Genomic DNA, 16,756 nt, shown 5'->3' with positions numbered 1-16,756 from the left:
GTTCGCCCGGGGGTCACCGAACGACACCGGGCTGAACGTCAGGCTGATCCGACAGGGAGGATTCGAGTCCGGTCAGCGGTCCTTCACCTCGATCCCCAGCGCCTGGGCGAACTGCGGCGCCAGCTCCAGCAGTTGGGGCGAGCTGATGACCGCTCCGCGCAGCCCCTGGTGGCCGTCCGCCAGCCCGAGCCGGGCGGCCCCGCGCAGGTCCACCTTGCTCAGCACGGCCCCGCGCAGCCGCACCTCCTCCAGCGTCGAGCCGGGGAAGGACACCCCGGTCAGCTTCGCGTCACCGAAGTCCACGTCGCGCAGCAGGCAGTCCTCGAACACCACGTCCCGCAGCACGGCCGCGCGCAGGTTGACCGCCTCCAGCTTGCAGCCGCGGAACACCACCCGGCGCAGCGCCGAGCCGTGCCCGGCGATCCCGGCCAGCACACCGCCGACGAAGGAGCTGTCCTGCCACTCGGTGTCGCTCAGGTCGCAGGCCACCCAGCGGCCGGCCTGCACCCAGACCTCGTTGAACCGGGCCTGGCGCAGCTTGACCCCGCTGAGCGCGACCCCGGTGAAGGCGCACTCCAGGAAGGCCGCCCCGGCGCCCGACTCGTCGGTGCGCTGACCGCCGTCGAAGTGCGCGGTGTCGTACCGCTCGTCGCGGCGCAGCGGGCCGGTGTGCGGGTGCAGCAGCTCGGCGTACGGGAGGTCGGCGAGCTGCTCGGGGACGGAACGGGGCATGGCGGTGGCGCCTCTCGGATCGCGGGCGGACGGGTCTCGCCCGCATGCTCGCACGCCGTACCGACAGTCCGGCCGCACCCGCCCGCGGCGACGCCCCGGCCCGGCCGCTGCGGACGCGGCCGGGCCGGGGCGCTCGCGGGTGGCGTCAGCCGCGCGCCCAGAGCGAGTTGACCCGGCTGCGCTCGGTGCCGTTCGGGTACGGGTTGGTGCAGGAGGTGCCGGGGCCGCCGCCCGACATCAGCTCGCTGCACGGGCCGGAGTAGTGGTCCGGCAGCCCGAGCACGTGCCCGGTCTCGTGCGCCGTCACCCGGACCGAGTTGTACTGCCGGTTCTGCTGGTAGTCGAGGAAGACGTAGCCGCGCCCGTGCCCGTCGGTGCTGGCGTAGGAGCCGCGGCTGTCGTTGCCCTCGTAGTAGCTGAAGTCGGCGGCCGAACCGGCCCGCAGCTGGACGTTGCTGACCGAGCTGTTCCAGATCTGCGCGGCGCTGGCGATCTGGTTGCGGAAGGACGGCGCGGAGCTGGCGTCGTAGGTGACCACGACGGTGGCCAGGCCCGGGTTCGCGGCCTGCTTGGCCTTGGCGGAGGCCATCACGGCCTGGAAGAACGCCTGGTTGTCGGCCGCTTCCTGGGCCGAACCGGCGTACGTCGACGCGGTGTAGCCCTGGACGGCCGGGGCGGCCGGGGCGGCGGCGGCCGCGGTGGTGGGCAGCACGGCGAGACCCGCCGCGAGGGCGAGGCCGAGGGTCGCGGACAGCACGGATCGCTTCATGTGGGGGCTCCTGAAGGGGTCCTGGACGTGGGGGTCCGGTCCCGGGTGCCGCAGCCGGGTTGGGGGCCGGCTCGGGGGGCACCTGGCGACCGGGTGTCCCCAGAGCTTCGGGCAGCCCGGCGGCCCGGCGGATGATGTCAACCACCGATAGCCCGGCCCAATACCCCTGGCTCCTACCGGATTCCGGCCGTCTTTTCCTCGTCTTGACCTAGCCATGCCCCTGGCATTCCGTTCCGGGGGCGGCTAGGCTCCGGGGCGGGGAAGTACCCATGCGGCGGGCCGCCCGTTTCCGGCCGGGCGGGCCGCCGCACCCGACTCACCTGCTGGGCAGGTCAGTTGGCCGCCGCCACGCCGTCCGCCCAGAGCGAGTCGACCTGGGCGCTCTCGTTGGCGTCGGGGTGCGCGTTGGTGCAGGACGTACCGGGGCCGTGGCCCGACATCAGTTCACTGCACGGACCGGAGTAGTCGTCGGGCAGGCCGAGCACGTGTCCCGTCTCGTGGGCGACGATCCGGAGCGAGTAGTACTGCTGGGCCTGCTGGTGGTCGATGAAGATGTAGCCGTGTCCGTGTCCGTCGGTGCTGGCGTACGAGCCGTTCGGGTCGTCGCCCTCGTTGTACGAGAAGTCGCCGGTGCCGCCGCTCGCCTCCTGGAGCCGGACGTTGTGCACGGAGCTGTTCCAGATCTGCGCGGCGTTGGCGATGTCGCCGGCGAAGGAGGGTGCGTTGGAGGCGTCGTAGGTGACGGTGACGGTGGTCAGGCCGGGGTCGGCGGCCCGCTTGGCCTGCACCGAGGCCAGCACGGCCCGGAAGAAGGCCTGGTTGTTCGCAGCCTCCTGGGCCGAACCGGCGTACCTCGACGAGCTGTGGCCGTGGACGGCCGGCGCGGCGGGCGCGGCGGTGGCGGGCGCGGCGACGGCGGTGGCGGGCAGCGCCAGGACACCGGCGAGGGCCAGGCCCAGGGTCGTGGACAGCAGGGATCGCTTCATGCGGGACTCCGGATTCGCGCGGCGCGCCGGCCCGCCGGGGCCGGTGGGGGCCGGCCGTGCGGCGGCGGCGCGCGGTGGGGGCCGTCCCGGTCGGCGCCGGGGCGGTGCGGTGTCCCCGAGCTTCGACCCGTCCGGGCCCGTCGCGGATGATGTCAACCGGCGATAGTCCGGCCGCATACCGGTGCGGCGCACCGGTGGGGATCCGCCGTGCGGTCCGTCGGTGCGCGCTTGATTCCCTGTCATGTCCTTGGCGATGTGGCTCGGTGACGTCTATGCTCCCGTCGTGGAGCTCGACGTGAGACACCTCCGGGTGCTGTGCGCGATCGCCGACACCGGCAGCCTCCGCAAGGCCGCGCTCCAGCTCGGCATGACCCAGCCCTCCCTCACCACCCAGCTGCACCGCATCGAACGGGCCATCGGCGGAACCCTGTTCACCCGCGAGCAGACCGGCAGCCGGCCCACCGCACTCGGCCACTCGGTGCTGTCCCGGGCCCGGCCGGTGATCAGCGAGATGGCCGCCCTGGTCGCCGCCGCCCGGCAGGAGGCCCGCGACACCGCGGGGCCCGGCCGGCAGCGGCGGCTGCGGATCGGCAGCGTCGGCAGCCGGGCCGTCGCCGCCTGGCTGCGCCGGGTGCACGAGCGGCTGCCGGACACCGACACCACCATCCACGTCGACATCTCCGCCAGCGCGCTGCTGCGGATGGTCGCCTCCGACCAACTGGACGTGGCCTTCGTGTACGAGAGCGAGGGCTTCCCGCTGCGGGTCCCGCCGGACGCCGAGCACCGGGTGCTGATGGCCCGCGAGCCGCAGTTCGTCGCGCTCGCCGCCGGGCACCCGGCCGCCGCCCGGCCGGTGGTCCACCTCGCCGACCTCGCCGAGGACACCTGGATGGTCGACCCGACCGCCGACCACGAGTACGCCGCGATGCGGCGGGTGTTCAGCGAGGCCGGGCTCAACCCCCGGGTGGTGCAGGTGCGGGACAACACCACCGCCGCCGAGCTGGTCGCCTCCGGCGAGGCCGTCCGCCCCTGCCAGCCGACCTCGCTGCCCGGGCCCGGCACGGTGGTCCGCCCGGTGCACGGGGACCCGCTGGCCGTCCGGCTGCTGTTCACCTGGCGCCCCCGGGTGCTCAGCCAGCCCGCCCTGGACGCGCTCTACGGCGAACTCCGCGCCGCCTACCTGGATCTGGCCAAGGTCAACCCGGCCTACCTGGACTGGCTGGCCCGGCACGAGCCGGTACTGCTGGAACGCGTCTAGGGCGTGTCTGACAATTCCCGCCGGGCGCGCGACGCCGGGGCACGCACCTCGCCGCGTTGTCGTCAGTCGCCGATGCTCCGCATGGACTCCCTCCTCCGCCTTGCGATGCACGCACCCCAACGCCGCGCGCTGATCCGACGCGAATTGTCAGACACGCCCTAACGCACGCCCTCCACCCGGCTCTCCCGGCTGTGGATCAGCACCCCCACCGCGACCATCAGCGCGCACACCAGGCCCGCCGCCAGCACCCCCGAGCCGCCGAACGCGGTGCAGGCCAGCACCAGCACCGCCGCGAGCGGCGCCATCGACTGGGCGACCAGCCCGCGCTTGGTGTGCCGGGAGTGCAGGTACCAGACGGTGGCCAGGTAGACGGCGGTCGGCACGGTGACCGTCGCGGTGGCGGCCGTCTCGGAGATCTCCGCCTTGTGCGCGGCCGACTCCACCGCCACCTCCAGTCCGGCACCGATCGCCGCCGCCGAGCCGAACACCAGGTAGTGCCCGTAACCCCAGGCGAAGGCCTGCCGGTTGGAGCGCAGGTGGTCGTGGACCGGCCGGGCGAAGTAGATCCACCAGGCCGCGAAGCAGATCAGCAGCCCGCCGACCGCCACCGGCACCAGCCGGCCCAGCCCCTCGTGCTCGTCCACCGCCGACTGCACCGCCACGGTCGCGGCGGCCACCGTCTCGCCGAGCACGATCAGGGTGAACAGCCCGTACCGCTCGGCGATGTGGTGCGGGTGCCAGGAGGTCTGCGCCCGCCGTTCGGCGACCACCGGCACGGCGAGCTCGCACAGCACGCCGATCGGGATGATCACCGGCCGGGCGGCGTCCGGCAGGAACAGCACCACCACCCAGGCGGCCTGGCAGAGCGCGATCCCCGCCGCGTAGCGCAGCGCGACCGTGCGCGCCTCGCCCTGCTCCCCGGCCGCCGCGCGCAGCCACTGGCTGACCATGGCCAGGCGCATCACCACGTAGCCGGTGATCCCCAGCGTCAGGTCCTGGGTCTCGAAGATCCTCGGCACCCCGGCGGCCAGGATCAGCACGCCGGCGATCTGCACCAGGGTGGTGACCCGGTACGGCACGTCGTCGCAGTCGTACGCGGAGGCGAACCAGGTGAAGTTCATCCAGGCCCACCAGATCGCGAAGAAGGCGATCACGTAGCCGCGCAGGCCCTCACCGTAGTGCCCGGCGGCGAGGGAGTGGGCGAGTTCGCGACCGGCCTGGCCGACCGCGACCACGAAGCAGAGGTCGAAGAAGAGTTCCAGCGGGGTGGCGACCCGGTGCGGCTCGGCGCGGTCGCGCGGGACCATCCGGCGCACCGGGGGCGGGTCGACGTGCGGGGCTCGGGGTGCCTCGGCGGCGTGGTCACTGGCCATCGGTGCTGCTCCGGGGGTCGGGGCGGGGCGGAGGCGGCCCGGCTGGGCCCGCCGTCCCGCGCATCCTGGCAGTGGCCGGGGTCCGACGCACGCACCGGCGCGGGCGCGTGCGCCGGTGCGGCAACTCCGTTCGAACCCGGGCGCGATGCCCCGGTATACCCCTTTTCTCCTTGCCGTCAGCGAGAGTTGACGCTCCGGTGCGCGAACTGGGTGACAGCACGGCGGGTTTCCGGGCGCGCCCCGCGCGCTGCGCCGCGACCGGCCCGGCGGCCCCGCTAGATTCGTCCCCGGTTGGAAGCGAGCACGGGCCCCTCGCGGGGCCCCACGACACGGGTGGCCTGCGGGCAACGCGGAAGGTCAAGGCCGGTGGCAGGACAGCGGGGGCGGCGAAGCCGACCCACCCGTGTCCGCACCACCGGCCTCGTGATCACCGCGCTGCTCGCCAGCGCCTGCCGTGCGGTCGCCCGCGCCGCCGCGGCGGCCGGGGTCACTTCTCCCAGCCGACCTTGGTGTAGTCCTCCTGGGCGAGGCCGAAGGCCCCGTAGTTGGCGAGTCCCTTGCGGGTCGCCACCACGGCGGGCCGCTGGTAGAGCTCGACGGTGTGGCCGAGCTCCCAGATCTTCGCGTCCGCCTGGTTGTAGAGCTTCGCGGCCTCCACCGGGTCGACCGTCCCGGCCGCCTTCTTCAGCAGGTCGTCGATCTCCTGGCTGCCCAGGCGGGACGGGTTCTGGAAGGAGTTGTCGCCCACCGGCAGGCGGAAGTTGGTCAGGCTCTTGGAGTTCGGGAAGGAGTCGGTGTTGCGCCAGCTCGCCAGGTCGAACTTGCCCGGGGTCACGTACTTGGAGAAGAAGTCGTTGGCGGCCACCTTGTCCAGGTCGACCTTGACCCCGGCCGCCTGCCACATCGCCGCCGCCGCGGTGGCGAGGTCGAGCTGCGCCTGCGCGGTACCGTCGCTGAGCACCCAGTGCAGTTCCAGCGGCTTCCCGTCCTTGGTCCGCGGTTGACCGCTGCCGGTCTCCTTCCAACCGGCCTCGTCCAGCCCCTTCTTGGCGGCGGCCAGGTCGAACTTGGCCCAGTCGCCGGAGTTGTCCTGGTAGCCGGCCTGGTTGGGCATGATGATGTGGTTGCCGAGCGGCTTGAACTCGACCGGCACCCCGTTGTTGGCGATCTTGATCAGCGCCGAGCGGTCGAGCGCCCTGCCGAGCGCCTGCCGGACCTTCTGGTCCGCCAGGGCGCCGTTGCCGCCGAAGGAGATGTGCACCTCGTCCCACGGGCTGGCGGAGCGGATCACGGTGTCCTTGGCGTTCTTGAGCTGCCCGTACGCGGCGGCGGTGCTGGCCGAGGCGAGGTCGATCTCGTTGTTGAGGTAGGCCTGGATGCTCGCCGACTTGTCCATCACCCGGAAGGTGATCTTGTCCAGCTTGGGCTTGGTCCCCCACCAGGCCGGGTCCGGGACCAGGCTGAGGGTCTGCGCGGTCTTGTCCGCCGTCCCGATCTTGAACGCGCCCGCGGTGACCGGGATCTTCTCCACCCAGCCCTTGTTGAAGTCGTCCGGGGTCGAGATGGCGGCCGCCGGGATCAGCGGGCGGAACAGGTTCTGCCAGTCCGCGTACGGCTGGGCGAAGGTGACCTTCACCTCGGTCGGGTCCGCGCCCTGCTCGACCGCGGAGATCAGCTCGTAGCCGGACGGGTCGGCGATGTTGTACGCCGGGTCCTTGCCGTTGCTGGTCTGCCAGTCCGCCTTGAAGTCCAGGTAGCTGAGCGGCTTGCCGTCCGACCACTTGGCCTTGGGGTTCAGCTTGTAGGTCACCACCTGCGGCGAGGTCGAGGTGACCTTGGCCTCCACCAGGTAGTTCGGGTTCGGCTGGAAGGTGCCGGAGGCGTCGGTGCCGAACAGGGTCGGCTCCACGGCGCGGATGAGGTTCACCGTGTCGGTGTACGCACCGCCGTCCACCTGGAGCGGGTTCCACTGGGTGATCCACTGGTCCAGCTGGAAGCGCACCTCGCCGCCGTCCTTGATCTGGTCCAGCGGCTTGGCGTTGATGTCCTGGGAGTCCTGTCTCGGCGGCTCGCTCTTGGCCACGTTGTCGGCCGAGCCGCCCCCGCCCGAGGTGCACGCGGTGACCGCCAGCGCGACGGCGACGGCGAGAACGGCCGTCCGGCCGAGGCGACGGGCCGTGCTGGAAGCGTCCATGAGGGTCCCCCTGGGGTCGATGGCAGGCGTCGGGCGCGCGCCACGGGTCCGGTTCGTGACACGAGTTGGGCCGTACGAGGCATGACCGGGCTTGAGCATGGGCACTCAATCCGGCACCGAGCCAGAGGAACGTAACAGCGGATCAGATCCGCCACCAGGGGGAGGAGCGGACGCCTGATCAAAAAGTCACACGGGGCAATCCCGCCGCAACATCACGGCCGTCCCCCGGTGCAACACTGCGACCTGCGCGTTCGCCAACTGCCGTGCTCCCCCTGCCAGCTGAGGCCCTGACCGGGCCCCGACCGAAGGCCACCCGCCGATGCCCACCAGACGCGTCGCCGCCGCCCCCACCCCGGGCGGCCGCTGATGCTCCGCTACCTGTCGAAGCGGCTGAGCTACTACGCGGCGCTGCTGATCGCCGCCGTGTTCCTGGCCTACGCGATATCCGCGAGCGCCCTGCAGCCGCGCACCTACTTCGACGCCAAGGTGCCGCGCCCGTCCGCCGCCTCGGTCGAACGCCAGCTCACCGCGCTCAACCTGAACGACCACACCCCGGTCGTCGAACGCTTCGGCCACTGGGCCGGCGGGCTGCTCCACGGCGACCTCGGCCGGACCATCCACGACACCCCGGTCACCGACGACTTCGGCCGCCGGGTCTGGGTCTCGCTGCGACTGCTGCTGCTCGGCAGCCTGCTCGGCACCGTCCTCGGCGTCGCCGCCGGGGCCTGGAGCGCCGTGCGCCAGTACCGGATCTCCGACCGGCTGCTCACCGTGGTGTCCTTCGTGCTGCTCTCCACCCCGGTCTTCCTGGTCGCGCTCTTCCTCAAGAACGGCGCGATCGCCGCCAAGGACGCGGCCGGCCACGAGGTCGTCCCGTTCACCGGCTACGAGACCCCCGGACTGGCCGGCGGCCTCGGCACCCACCTCGCCGACTGGGCCCTGCACCTGCTGCTGCCCACCGTCTCGCTCGCCCTCGGCGGCCTCGCCACCTACAGCCGCTACCAGCGCGGCACCATGCTCGACGTGCTCGGCTCCGACTACCTGCGCACCGCCGAGGCCAAGGGCCTCACCCGGCGCCGGGCCCTGCTCAAGCACGGACTGCGCACCGCCGTGATCCCGATGTCGACGATGTTCGCCTACAGCTTCCTGGGCATCTTCACCGGCGCGATCTTCACCGAGACCATCTTCGGCTGGCACGGCATGGGCGAGTGGCTGATCCAGTCGATCAACGAACAGGACGTCAACTCCGTGGTGGCGATCAACCTGTTCACCGCCGTCGTCGTGCTCGCCTCCGGCTTCCTGGCCGACACCCTGCACGCCGCCCTCGACCCGCGCGTGCGGTCCTGACCGGAGGGAGACCGAGATGACCGCCCTCTCCGTGGAACCCGTCGAGCCTTCCGGCCCCGCCGGCCCCGCCGAGCCCGTCCAGCCGCCCGGGCCCGTCCCCGCCCGGGGGACCGGCCGCGGCCGCCTCGTCCTGGCCCGGCTGCTCGCCGCCCGCAGCGCCGTGGCCGGAGCCGTCGTCGTCCTGCTGCTGTTCGCGCTCGCCTTCGGCGGCCCGTACCTGACGCCCTGGGACTACGCCGCCCCCGACTTCACCGCGCTGCACCAACCCCCGTCCGCCGAGCACTGGTTCGGCACCAACGGGGTCGGCCAGGACGTGTTCGCCCAGACCGTCCGCGGGCTGCAGAAGTCGCTGATCATCGGCCTGCTGGTGGCCCTGTTCTCCACCGTGCTGGCCTCGCTGGTCGGCGCCTGCGCCGGCTACTTCGGCGGCTGGACCGACCGGGCCCTGATGTTCCTGGTCGACCTCCTGCTGGTCTTCCCCAGCTTCCTGATCATCACCATCGTCTCGTCCCGGCTGAAGAGCGCCGGCTGGATCGCCTTCGTGCTGCTGCTCGCCCTGTTCAACTGGATGATCACCGCCCGGGTGGTCCGCTCGATGACCCTCTCCCTGCGCGAGCGCGAATTCGTGCGCGCCGCACGGTTCATGGGAGTGCGGCCGCTGCGGATCATCAGCCGGCACATCCTGCCGAACGTCGCCTCCTTCCTCATCATCGACGCCACCATCGCCGTCGGCGGCGCGGTGATGAGCGAGACCGCGCTCTCCTACTTCGGCTTCGGGGTCAAGGCGCCGGACGTCTCGCTCGGCACCCTGCTCGCCGCCGGAACCAGCGAGGCCCCGGTGTTCCCGTGGATGTTCTACTTCGCGGCCGGGCTGCTGGTGCTGTTCGTGCTCGCCGTCAACCTGGTCGGGGACGGGCTGCGCGACGCCCTCGACCCCACCGCCGGGGGCGCACCGCGCCGCACCCGCCGCCTTCGGAGGAAGCAGAAGTGAGCACCGCCGTCGAGACCCCGCTGCTCGCCGTCCGGGACCTGCGGGTGGACTTCGCCGGACCGCACGGACCGGTGCCCGCCGTACGCGGGGTGGACCTCACCCTGCACCGCGGCGAGACCCTCGGCATCGTCGGCGAGTCCGGCTCCGGGAAGTCCGTCACCGCGCTGTCCGTGCTCGGGCTGCTGCCGGGCACCGCCCGGATCGACGGCTCGGTGCGGCTGGACGGCCGGGAACTGGTCGGCCTGCCCGGCAGGGAACTCGCCGCGATCCGCGGCCGCCGGGTCGCCATGGTGTTCCAGGACCCGCTGTCCGCCTTCACCCCGGTCTACCGGATCGGCGACCAGATCGCCGAGGCCGTCCGGATCCACCAGCCGGTCGACCGGGCCACCGCCCGCCGCCGGGCCGCCGAACTCCTCGACCTGGTCGGCATCCCGGCGCCCGACCGGGCCCTGGACAGCTTCCCCCACGAGTTCTCCGGCGGCATGCGCCAGCGCGCCATGATCGCCATGGCCATCGCCAACCAGCCCGACATCCTGCTCGCCGACGAACCCACCACCGCACTGGACGTCACCATCCAGGCCCAGGTGCTCGACGTGCTGCGCACCGCCCGGGAGGAGACCGGCGCGGCCCTCGTACTGGTCAGCCACGACCTCGGGGTGATCGCGGGGGCGGCCGACCGGGTCGCCGTGATGTACGCGGGCCGGGTGGTCGAGACCGCCGGGGTGGACGAGCTGTTCGCGGCCCCGCGCCACCCGTACACCCTCGGGCTGATCGGCGCGCTGCCCCGGCTGGACGGGCGCGGCGGCCCGCTGGTGCCGATCCCCGGCACCCCGGCGCCGATGGCCGAACTGCCGCCCGGCTGCCCGTTCGCCGCGCGCTGCCCGCTCGCGGAGGAGCGCTGCTCGACGGCGGAGCCCGCGTTGAGCGGGGACGACCGGCACCGGGCGGCCTGCGTGCGCTCGGCGGAGCTGGCCGAGCGGCGACCCGCGCCGAGCGAGGTGTACCCCGTGCCGGAGCTGCCCCCGGGGCCTGCCGCCGGGGACCGCGCGGACCGGCCGCAGGTGCTCTCGGTGAGCGGGCTGGGGAAGACCTTCCCGCTGCTCAAGGGCACGGTGTTCAAGCGGAAGGTCGGCGAGGTCTACGCGGTGGACGGCGTCGACCTGGACCTGCGCCAGGGCGAGACCCTCGGCCTGGTCGGGGAGTCCGGCTCGGGCAAGTCCACCACGCTGTTCGAGCTGCTGAGCCTGAGTGCCCCGGAGACCGGCCGGATCGAACTGCTCGGCCACGACACCGCCCGGCTCACCCGGGCCGAGGCCCAGCGGCTCCGCTCCGAACTGCAGATCGTCTTCCAGGACCCGATGGCCAGCCTCGACCCCCGGATGCCGGTCGGCGACATCGTCGCCGAGCCGCTGCGCGCCCAGCACGCCCCGCGCGAGGAGATCGCCCGCCGGGTGCCCGAGCTGCTCCGCCAGGTCGGGCTCGACCCGGAGCACGCGGTCCGCTACCCGCACCAGTTCTCCGGCGGGCAGCGCCAGCGGATCTCCATCGCCCGGGCCCTCTCCGTCCGGCCCAAGCTGCTGGTACTGGACGAACCGGTCTCCGCCCTGGACGTCTCGATCCAGGCCGGGGTGCTCAACCTGCTCCAGTCGCTCAGGGCCGAACTCGGGCTGTCCTACCTCTTCGTCTCGCACGACCTCTCGGTGATCCGGCACCTCGCCGACCGGGTCAGCGTGATGTACCTCGGCCGGACGGTCGAGCAGGGCCCGGTCTCCGCCGTCTTCGAACGGCCCCGGCACCCGTACACCCGGGCGCTGCTCTCCGCCGTGCCGCTGCCCGACCCCGCCGCCGAGCGCGCCCGCGACCGGATCCTGCTGGCCGGCGACCCGCCCTCCCCCACCGAGCGCCGCGCCGGCTGCCCGTTCCGCACCCGCTGCCCGCTCTACGCCGGGCTCGCGGACGCCACGGCCCGAACGCGCTGCGAGCAGGAGCGGCCGACCCTGGACGGCGACCGGGCGGGGGCCGGGCCCGAGACGGAGGGCGACCACCGGGCTGCCTGCCATCACCCGGGGTGACGGCACAGTCCTAACTCCCGGTGGCCACGCGATTACGATTCGGCGGAACGGGCTGCCGACGTGTACTGTCTTCCACGTCAGCAGGCGCCGCTAGCTCAGTTGGTTAGAGCAGCTGACTCTTAATCAGCGGGTCCGGGGTTCGAGTCCCTGGCGGCGCACAGACAGCCGAAAGGCCCTTCGCGAGAGCGAAGGGCCTTTCGGCTTTTTCGGCGTTTCCGGCGTTTCCGGCGTTTTCGGCCCTCGGGACACCTTCCGTCCGGGGCCGTCCGGGGCCGTCAGCCGGTGTCGAGGACGGCGGAGGCCACCGCGTCCGGACGGTCGAACATCACCAGGTGCCCGGCCGGCGCCGTGGTCCGGAAGTCCGCCCCGAGCAGCGTCGCGAGCTCCCGCTGGTCGGCCAGCCAGGACTCGGTCCGGCTGGTCCGGCAGCCGTCGTCGGCGGCCAGCACGGTGATCGGCAGGTCCTCGGGCAGCGGCCGGGCCCGGCGCAGCGCGTCCAGCTCGGCGGCCATGTCGAGGTAGCGCCCGTTCTCCCGGAGCAGCGCGCGCAGGGCCCGTCCGGTGCGGTAGCAGTGCCGGACCAGCAGGGGCGGGGCCAGGTCCTCCCGGCGGACGGTGGACAGCCGGGCGGTCACCCGGCGGGCGGTCGGGCCGAGCAGGTACGGCACGGCGAGGGCGGTCGCCGCGCCCGCCACCACCCGGGCCGCGAGGTCCCGTACGGCCGGTGCCGGGTAGGGGCGGGCCGCCGCTTCGACGCTGCCGTCGACCAGGACCAGCCCGGCGGTCCGCTCGGGGTGCAGCCGGGCGAAGGCCTCCACGTGGAAGCCCGCGAGCGAGTGGCCGACCACCGTGCAGGGCCCGCCCAGCCCCAGGCCGTCCAGCACCGCGCGGATCCGGTCGGCCTCGCCGACCACCGTCGGGGCGGGCCGCCGCCCGGTGGCGGGCTCGGCGGCGCTGAGCCCGTAACCGGGCCGGTCGAAGCGGATGACCGTGCGGTACGGGGTGAGGAACGGGACGACGAGGTCCCAGTCGAACCAGCTGCTGCCGAGACCGCCGGTGAGCAGGCAGATCGGGCCGCTGCCCTCGGTGCGGACGTGCAGCGGGACGCCGTCGACGCGCAGGAAGCGGGCATTGGCGGCGGGCGCGCTCACGCCGGCCTCCGGTCGGCGGCCTGCGCGCCCGGAGTGTCCTGGGCGTCCTCCGGAGCGGGCAGCACCTGCGGGGCGGACGAGCGGGCGACGGCCACGGCCAGGACGGCCAGCCAGAGCGCGACCAGCAGCACCTGCAACCGCTGCCCGGCACCGAGCGCCCAGGTGCCGCGACCGGCCTGGAAGGCGGCGATCGCGCCGAGGCTCCAGCCGGTGGCCAGCAGTTCGGCGCCGAGCAGCCAGGGGCCGAACCGGCGCACCGCCGGCCAGCGGTGGTGGCGACGGGCGAGGACGGTGAGCGCGACCAGTCCGGTGAGCGCGCCCAGCATGGCAAGGCTGCTGCTGACAGCGTGGGCGGTGTGGGTGGCGGGAACCAGTCCGGCGGTCTCCCGGGCCGCGCACATCTCGTCGCTGGTGGGGGCGCAGCTGAGCGGCAGCCGGGAGTCGGCGGCGGTGGCCGCGCCGAACAGGGCCAGGGCGGACCAGCCGACCAGCGCCCAGCGGTTCCGGCCGGGGTCCGCAGAGTGCCGACCAGGGCCCGCGGGGTCCTGACCAGGGCCCGCGGGGTCCTGACCAGGGGCCGAAGCACGTCGACCGGGTGCCACGGCGTTCCGGGCCTGCCCGGTGGCGAGGGCGGTGACGGCGGCGGCGAGCACGCAGAGCCCGGCGGCGAGGTCGGTGGCCCGGAAGAGGCCGCCCAGCGGCTGGTCCTCGGCGGCGAGCTCGCTGATGTACGCCTGCACCGGGTCGAGCCCGGTGCTGAGCACCACCTCCAGCACCCACGCCGTGTACGCCACCGCGCTGAGCAGCAGCAGCGCGGCGACCGCGGTCCGTGCGCGCCGGTCCGACGGCCGGCGGCGTCGGGAAGGGGGCCGCGGGTGGGTTCGGGGGCGGGGGTGTCCGGGCTGGGGGCTGGGCACGTTTCCACCCTAACCGGGCACGAACTCCGCCCCAACCGGGAGGAAACGGTCACCCGCGGCGCCCGGCGGACCCACCGTGGTGCAGGGCACCCCCGGGGACCGTGTATTGTTTTCCAGGTCAGCAGGCGCCGCTAGCTCAGTTGGTTAGAGCAGCTGACTCTTAATCAGCGGGTCCGGGGTTCGAGTCCCTGGCGGCGCACAGACAGTTGGGGAGCCTCTCGCAGCAGCGAGGGGCTCCCCGATTTTTTGGCCCTTGATGTCCGTTTTATGTGTGATGTCGGTCTCGATTGCCGCTCCGGTGGAGCCATGGGGCCCGCCCGGCTCGTCCAGGGCAGTAAACCGGAATCGGGACAAAGGTCCCTAACCGCCGATGTCCCCGTCTGTGCAGGCTGGCCCGGTCCGCCCGCAGGAAAGGCCGCGCCTTGTTCCGAAACGCCCAGAGCGGCCGGTCGCCGATCGACCTCCGGCCGGTCAAGCGACTCAAGCGCTCCACCACCACCCCGGGCGGCAAGAAGCCGCGCCGCCCCAAGCGCACCGGCTGGCGCCGGCTGATACCCACCTGGCGGATGACGCTGCTCGGCCTCGCCTCGGCGCTGCTGCTCGGCGTCGGCCTGTTCGCGCTGGGGATCGCGCTGGTGAAGGTGCCCGACGCGCACGCCGCAGCGACCGCGCAGAGCAACACCTGGCTCTACTCCGACGGCTCGGTGATCACCCGCACCGGCCAGACCAACCGGCAGAACGTCGGCCTGGACAAGGTCTCCCCCGCCGCCCAGCACGCGGCGCTGGCCGCCGAGGACCGCAACTTCTACAACGAGGGCGCCGTCAACGTGCAGGGCCTGGTCCGGGCCGCCCTCAACACCGCCAAGGGCGAGGGCACCCAGGGCGGCTCCACCATCACCCAGCAGTACGTGAAGAACACGTACCTGGACCAGAAGCAGTCCATCACCCGCAAGGTGAAGGAGCTCTTCATCGCCATCAAGGTGGACGCCACCATGAGCAAGGACGACGTCCTCTCCGGCTACCTGAACACCTCCTACTACGGCCGCGGCGCCTACGGCATCCAGGCCGCCGCCCAGGCGTACTTCGGCATCGACGCCTCCGCGCTCAACGCGGCCCAGGGCGCCTACCTGGCCACCCTGCTGAACGCCCCGAGCGCCTACGACGTGGCCACCGCGACCCCGGCGGGCAAGCAGAACGCCGTCAACCGCTGGAACTACGTCATGGACGGCATGGTCAAGGAGGGCTGGCTCGGCGCCGACGAGCGGGCGAAGACCACCTTCCCGGACGTCAAGGACCCGCAGCCCAACCCGGGCCTGTCCGGCCAGTCCGGCTACCTGGTGGACGCGGCGACCCAGTACCTGACCTCGAACAACGTCATCAGCGAGACCGAGCTGGCCAAGGGCGGCTACACGATCAAGCTGAGCATCGACCCGGCCCGCCAGCAGGCCCTCCAGGACTCCGTCCAGGCGCAGCTGCACGACACCCTGAACCCGGACAAGCGGAAGAAGGACGCGGCCGCCCAGGCCGGCGCCGCCTCCGTCGACCCGAAGACCGGCGCGGTGGTCGCCCTGTACGGCGGCGTCGACTACGTGAAGCACTACGTGGACAACGCGACCCGGCGCGACTACCAGGCCGGTTCGACCTTCAAGGCGATCGCGCTGGCCGCCGCCTTCGAGAACAACGCCAAGACCCAGGACGGCCGGACCGTCACCCCGCGCACGATCTACGACGGCACCAGCGGCCGCAAGGTCCGCGGCGGCAAGGGCACCCCGTACGCGCCGCCGAACGAGGGCGACGTCAGCTACGGCCAGATCTCCCTGCAGCAGGCCATCGACAAGTCGGTGAACTCGGTGTTCGCCCAGCTCGCGCAGGACACCGGGCTGCAGAAGGTCAAGGACACCGGCATCGCGCTGGGCCTGCCCGCCAACACCCCGGGCCTGGACCCGGTGCCCTCCATCCCGCTGGGTGCGGCCACCCCGAGCGTGCTCGACATGGCCGGCGTGTACGCCACCCTGGACAACGGCGGCAAGCAGATCACCCCGTGGCTGGTGCAGTCGGTGGACCGCGCCGGCGAGGCCGTGCAGCTGCCCGCGCACAAGACCACCCAGGCGATCAGCGCGGACACCGCCAACCAGGTCACCTCGATGCTCCAGGGCGTGGTGAGCGACCCGGGCGGCACCGGCTTCCGGGCCCAGGCGCTGGGCCGCCCGGCGGCGGGCAAGACCGGCACCACCGACGACCAGAAGTCCGTCTGGTTCGTCGGCTACACCCCCGAGCTGGTCACCTCGGTGGCGCTGTTCGGCCAGGACCCGGGCACCGGCGCCCAGGTCAGCCTGAGCGGCGTCGGCGGCATCAACGGCGCGGCGGGCGGCCAGTTCCCGGCCCAGATCTGGACCGCCTACATGAAGGCCGCGCTCAAGGGCCAGCCGGTCAGCGACTTCCCGACCCCGGCGGACGGCGGCGACTCCGGCGCCGCCGACGTCCCGACGGCCCCGAGCACGCCGAGCGGCACCCCGTCGACCGGCGGCGCCACGCCGAGCACCGGCGCGGGCAGCCAGCAGGGCGACAGCTCGGGCACCGGCTCCACCGGCTCCGGTTCGGGTGGCGACTCCGGTTCCGGCGGTTCGGGCACCGGCCCGACCACCGCCCCGACCGGTCAGCCGACCACCCAGCCGACCTCGCGGCCCACCGTTCGGCCGACCCCCAAGCCGACGCCGACCAGCAAGCCGACCACCGACCCCACCGCTCAGCCGACCACCCAGCCCACCGGCGGGACGGACGTGTCCAACGGGGCGGCGGCAGGGTCCGGGGGCTGACCGCCTCCCCGCTCCGCCCGCTCCGCCCGCCCGCCTCGGCCGGACCACCGACCTCGGGTCGGTGGTCCGGCCGACGTTCGTCACCGCGCCTCTACGGACAGTTCAGACCAGGATCAAATGCCGATATGGCGCCTTACCGAGACATCGGTA

12 protein-coding genes and 2 tRNA genes are annotated in these 16,756 nt (G+C 73.1%); 7 read left to right on the top strand and 7 right to left on the bottom strand.

Annotation, left to right across the window (positions count from 1 at the left end; all coding sequences use genetic code 11):
* Window positions 1-72 precede the first annotated feature (72 nt).
* From ACZ4W5_RS04690 to snpA (ACZ4W5_RS04680), 3 genes are all read right to left on the bottom strand, one after another.
* Window positions 73-732 carry a pentapeptide repeat-containing protein gene (locus ACZ4W5_RS04690; RefSeq protein ID WP_465652809.1) on the bottom strand — a complete coding sequence of 220 codons (660 nt, stop codon included), beginning with the start codon at window positions 730-732 and terminating at the stop codon, window positions 73-75.
* Window positions 733-877: 145 nt separating this feature from the next.
* The gene (gene snpA, locus ACZ4W5_RS04685; protein WP_402485819.1) at window positions 878-1,501 is read right to left on the bottom strand and encodes a snapalysin; all 624 of its coding nucleotides are present in this window, start codon (window positions 1,499-1,501) and stop codon (window positions 878-880) included.
* A 332-nt stretch (window positions 1,502-1,833) separates the two neighbouring features.
* Window positions 1,834-2,487 (bottom strand): snapalysin, encoded by a 654-nt coding sequence (gene snpA / locus ACZ4W5_RS04680; protein WP_360240789.1) that lies wholly within the window; start codon window positions 2,485-2,487, stop codon window positions 1,834-1,836.
* Window positions 2,488-2,770: 283 nt separating this feature from the next.
* Between snpA (ACZ4W5_RS04680) and ACZ4W5_RS04675 the strand changes: the two genes are divergently transcribed.
* Window positions 2,771-3,745: a LysR family transcriptional regulator gene (locus ACZ4W5_RS04675; RefSeq protein ID WP_360240786.1), complete on the top strand. Its 975-nt coding sequence runs from the start codon at window positions 2,771-2,773 to the stop codon at window positions 3,743-3,745.
* Between the two features lie 158 nt (window positions 3,746-3,903).
* Here ACZ4W5_RS04675 and ACZ4W5_RS04670 read toward each other — a convergent pair whose 3' ends face one another.
* Both ACZ4W5_RS04670 and ACZ4W5_RS04665 read right to left on the bottom strand, forming a co-directional pair.
* Window positions 3,904-5,118, bottom strand: a complete 1,215-nt coding sequence (locus ACZ4W5_RS04670) for a low temperature requirement protein A (protein ID WP_360240783.1) — start codon at window positions 5,116-5,118, stop codon at window positions 3,904-3,906.
* Window positions 5,119-5,605: 487 nt separating this feature from the next.
* Window positions 5,606-7,312 (bottom strand): ABC transporter family substrate-binding protein, encoded by a 1,707-nt coding sequence (locus ACZ4W5_RS04665; RefSeq protein ID WP_360240780.1) that lies wholly within the window; start codon window positions 7,310-7,312, stop codon window positions 5,606-5,608.
* A 366-nt stretch (window positions 7,313-7,678) separates the two neighbouring features.
* On the opposite strand from ACZ4W5_RS04665, the gene ACZ4W5_RS04660 reads away from it, so the two are divergent.
* From ACZ4W5_RS04660 to ACZ4W5_RS04645, 4 genes are all read left to right on the top strand, one after another.
* Window positions 7,679-8,659, top strand: a complete 981-nt coding sequence (locus ACZ4W5_RS04660) for an ABC transporter permease (RefSeq protein WP_465652804.1) — start codon at window positions 7,679-7,681, stop codon at window positions 8,657-8,659.
* Window positions 8,660-8,675: 16 nt separating this feature from the next.
* Window positions 8,676-9,650, top strand: coding sequence for an ABC transporter permease (locus ACZ4W5_RS04655; RefSeq protein WP_465652802.1), 975 nt, complete (start codon window positions 8,676-8,678; stop codon window positions 9,648-9,650).
* Window positions 9,647-11,722: an ABC transporter ATP-binding protein gene (locus tag ACZ4W5_RS04650; protein WP_465652800.1), complete on the top strand. Its 2,076-nt coding sequence runs from the start codon at window positions 9,647-9,649 to the stop codon at window positions 11,720-11,722. Before ACZ4W5_RS04655 ends, ACZ4W5_RS04650 begins: the two co-directional genes overlap by 4 nt.
* Window positions 11,723-11,806: 84 nt before the next feature.
* Window positions 11,807-11,880 (top strand) — tRNA-Lys (locus ACZ4W5_RS04645).
* 117 nt (window positions 11,881-11,997) lie between these two features.
* On the opposite strand, the gene ACZ4W5_RS04640 is transcribed toward ACZ4W5_RS04645, so the two are convergent.
* Complete coding sequence (locus ACZ4W5_RS04640) at window positions 11,998-12,873, bottom strand: alpha/beta fold hydrolase (protein WP_360240768.1); 876 nt, start codon at window positions 12,871-12,873, stop codon at window positions 11,998-12,000.
* Complete coding sequence (locus ACZ4W5_RS04635) at window positions 12,870-13,685, bottom strand: DUF998 domain-containing protein (RefSeq protein WP_465652838.1); 816 nt, start codon at window positions 13,683-13,685, stop codon at window positions 12,870-12,872. The genes ACZ4W5_RS04640 and ACZ4W5_RS04635 overlap by 4 nt, the downstream gene beginning before the upstream one ends.
* 230 nt (window positions 13,686-13,915) lie before the next feature.
* Between ACZ4W5_RS04635 and ACZ4W5_RS04630 the strand changes: the two genes are divergently transcribed.
* Window positions 13,916-13,989, top strand: a tRNA-Lys gene (locus ACZ4W5_RS04630).
* A gap of 223 nt (window positions 13,990-14,212) precedes the next feature.
* The gene (locus ACZ4W5_RS04625; protein ID WP_465652797.1) at window positions 14,213-16,606 is read left to right on the top strand and encodes a transglycosylase domain-containing protein; all 2,394 of its coding nucleotides are present in this window, start codon (window positions 14,213-14,215) and stop codon (window positions 16,604-16,606) included.
* The last annotated feature ends 150 nt before the right edge of the window (window positions 16,607-16,756 follow it).

The organism is Kitasatospora sp. NPDC029367 (genome assembly GCF_055569135.1).
Note: the sequence above shows the minus strand (reverse complement) of the source record. Positions and strands in the feature narration are given on the sequence as shown.

What these genes read in the sequence shown, in the direction of transcription:
- ACZ4W5_RS04690 (WP_465652809.1), bottom strand. Translation starts at nt 732, where the DNA reads ATGCCCCGTTCCGTCCCCGAGCAGCTCGCCGACCTCCCGTACGCCGAG.
- snpA (WP_402485819.1), bottom strand. Translation starts at nt 1,501, where the DNA reads ATGAAGCGATCCGTGCTGTCCGCGACCCTCGGCCTCGCCCTCGCGGCG.
- snpA (WP_360240789.1), bottom strand. Translation starts at nt 2,487, where the DNA reads ATGAAGCGATCCCTGCTGTCCACGACCCTGGGCCTGGCCCTCGCCGGT.
- ACZ4W5_RS04670 (WP_360240783.1), bottom strand. Translation starts at nt 5,118, where the DNA reads ATGGCCAGTGACCACGCCGCCGAGGCACCCCGAGCCCCGCACGTCGAC.
- ACZ4W5_RS04665 (WP_360240780.1), bottom strand. Translation starts at nt 7,312, where the DNA reads ATGGACGCTTCCAGCACGGCCCGTCGCCTCGGCCGGACGGCCGTTCTC.
- ACZ4W5_RS04660 (WP_465652804.1), top strand. Translation starts at nt 7,679, where the DNA reads ATGCTCCGCTACCTGTCGAAGCGGCTGAGCTACTACGCGGCGCTGCTG.
- ACZ4W5_RS04655 (WP_465652802.1), top strand. Translation starts at nt 8,676, where the DNA reads ATGACCGCCCTCTCCGTGGAACCCGTCGAGCCTTCCGGCCCCGCCGGC.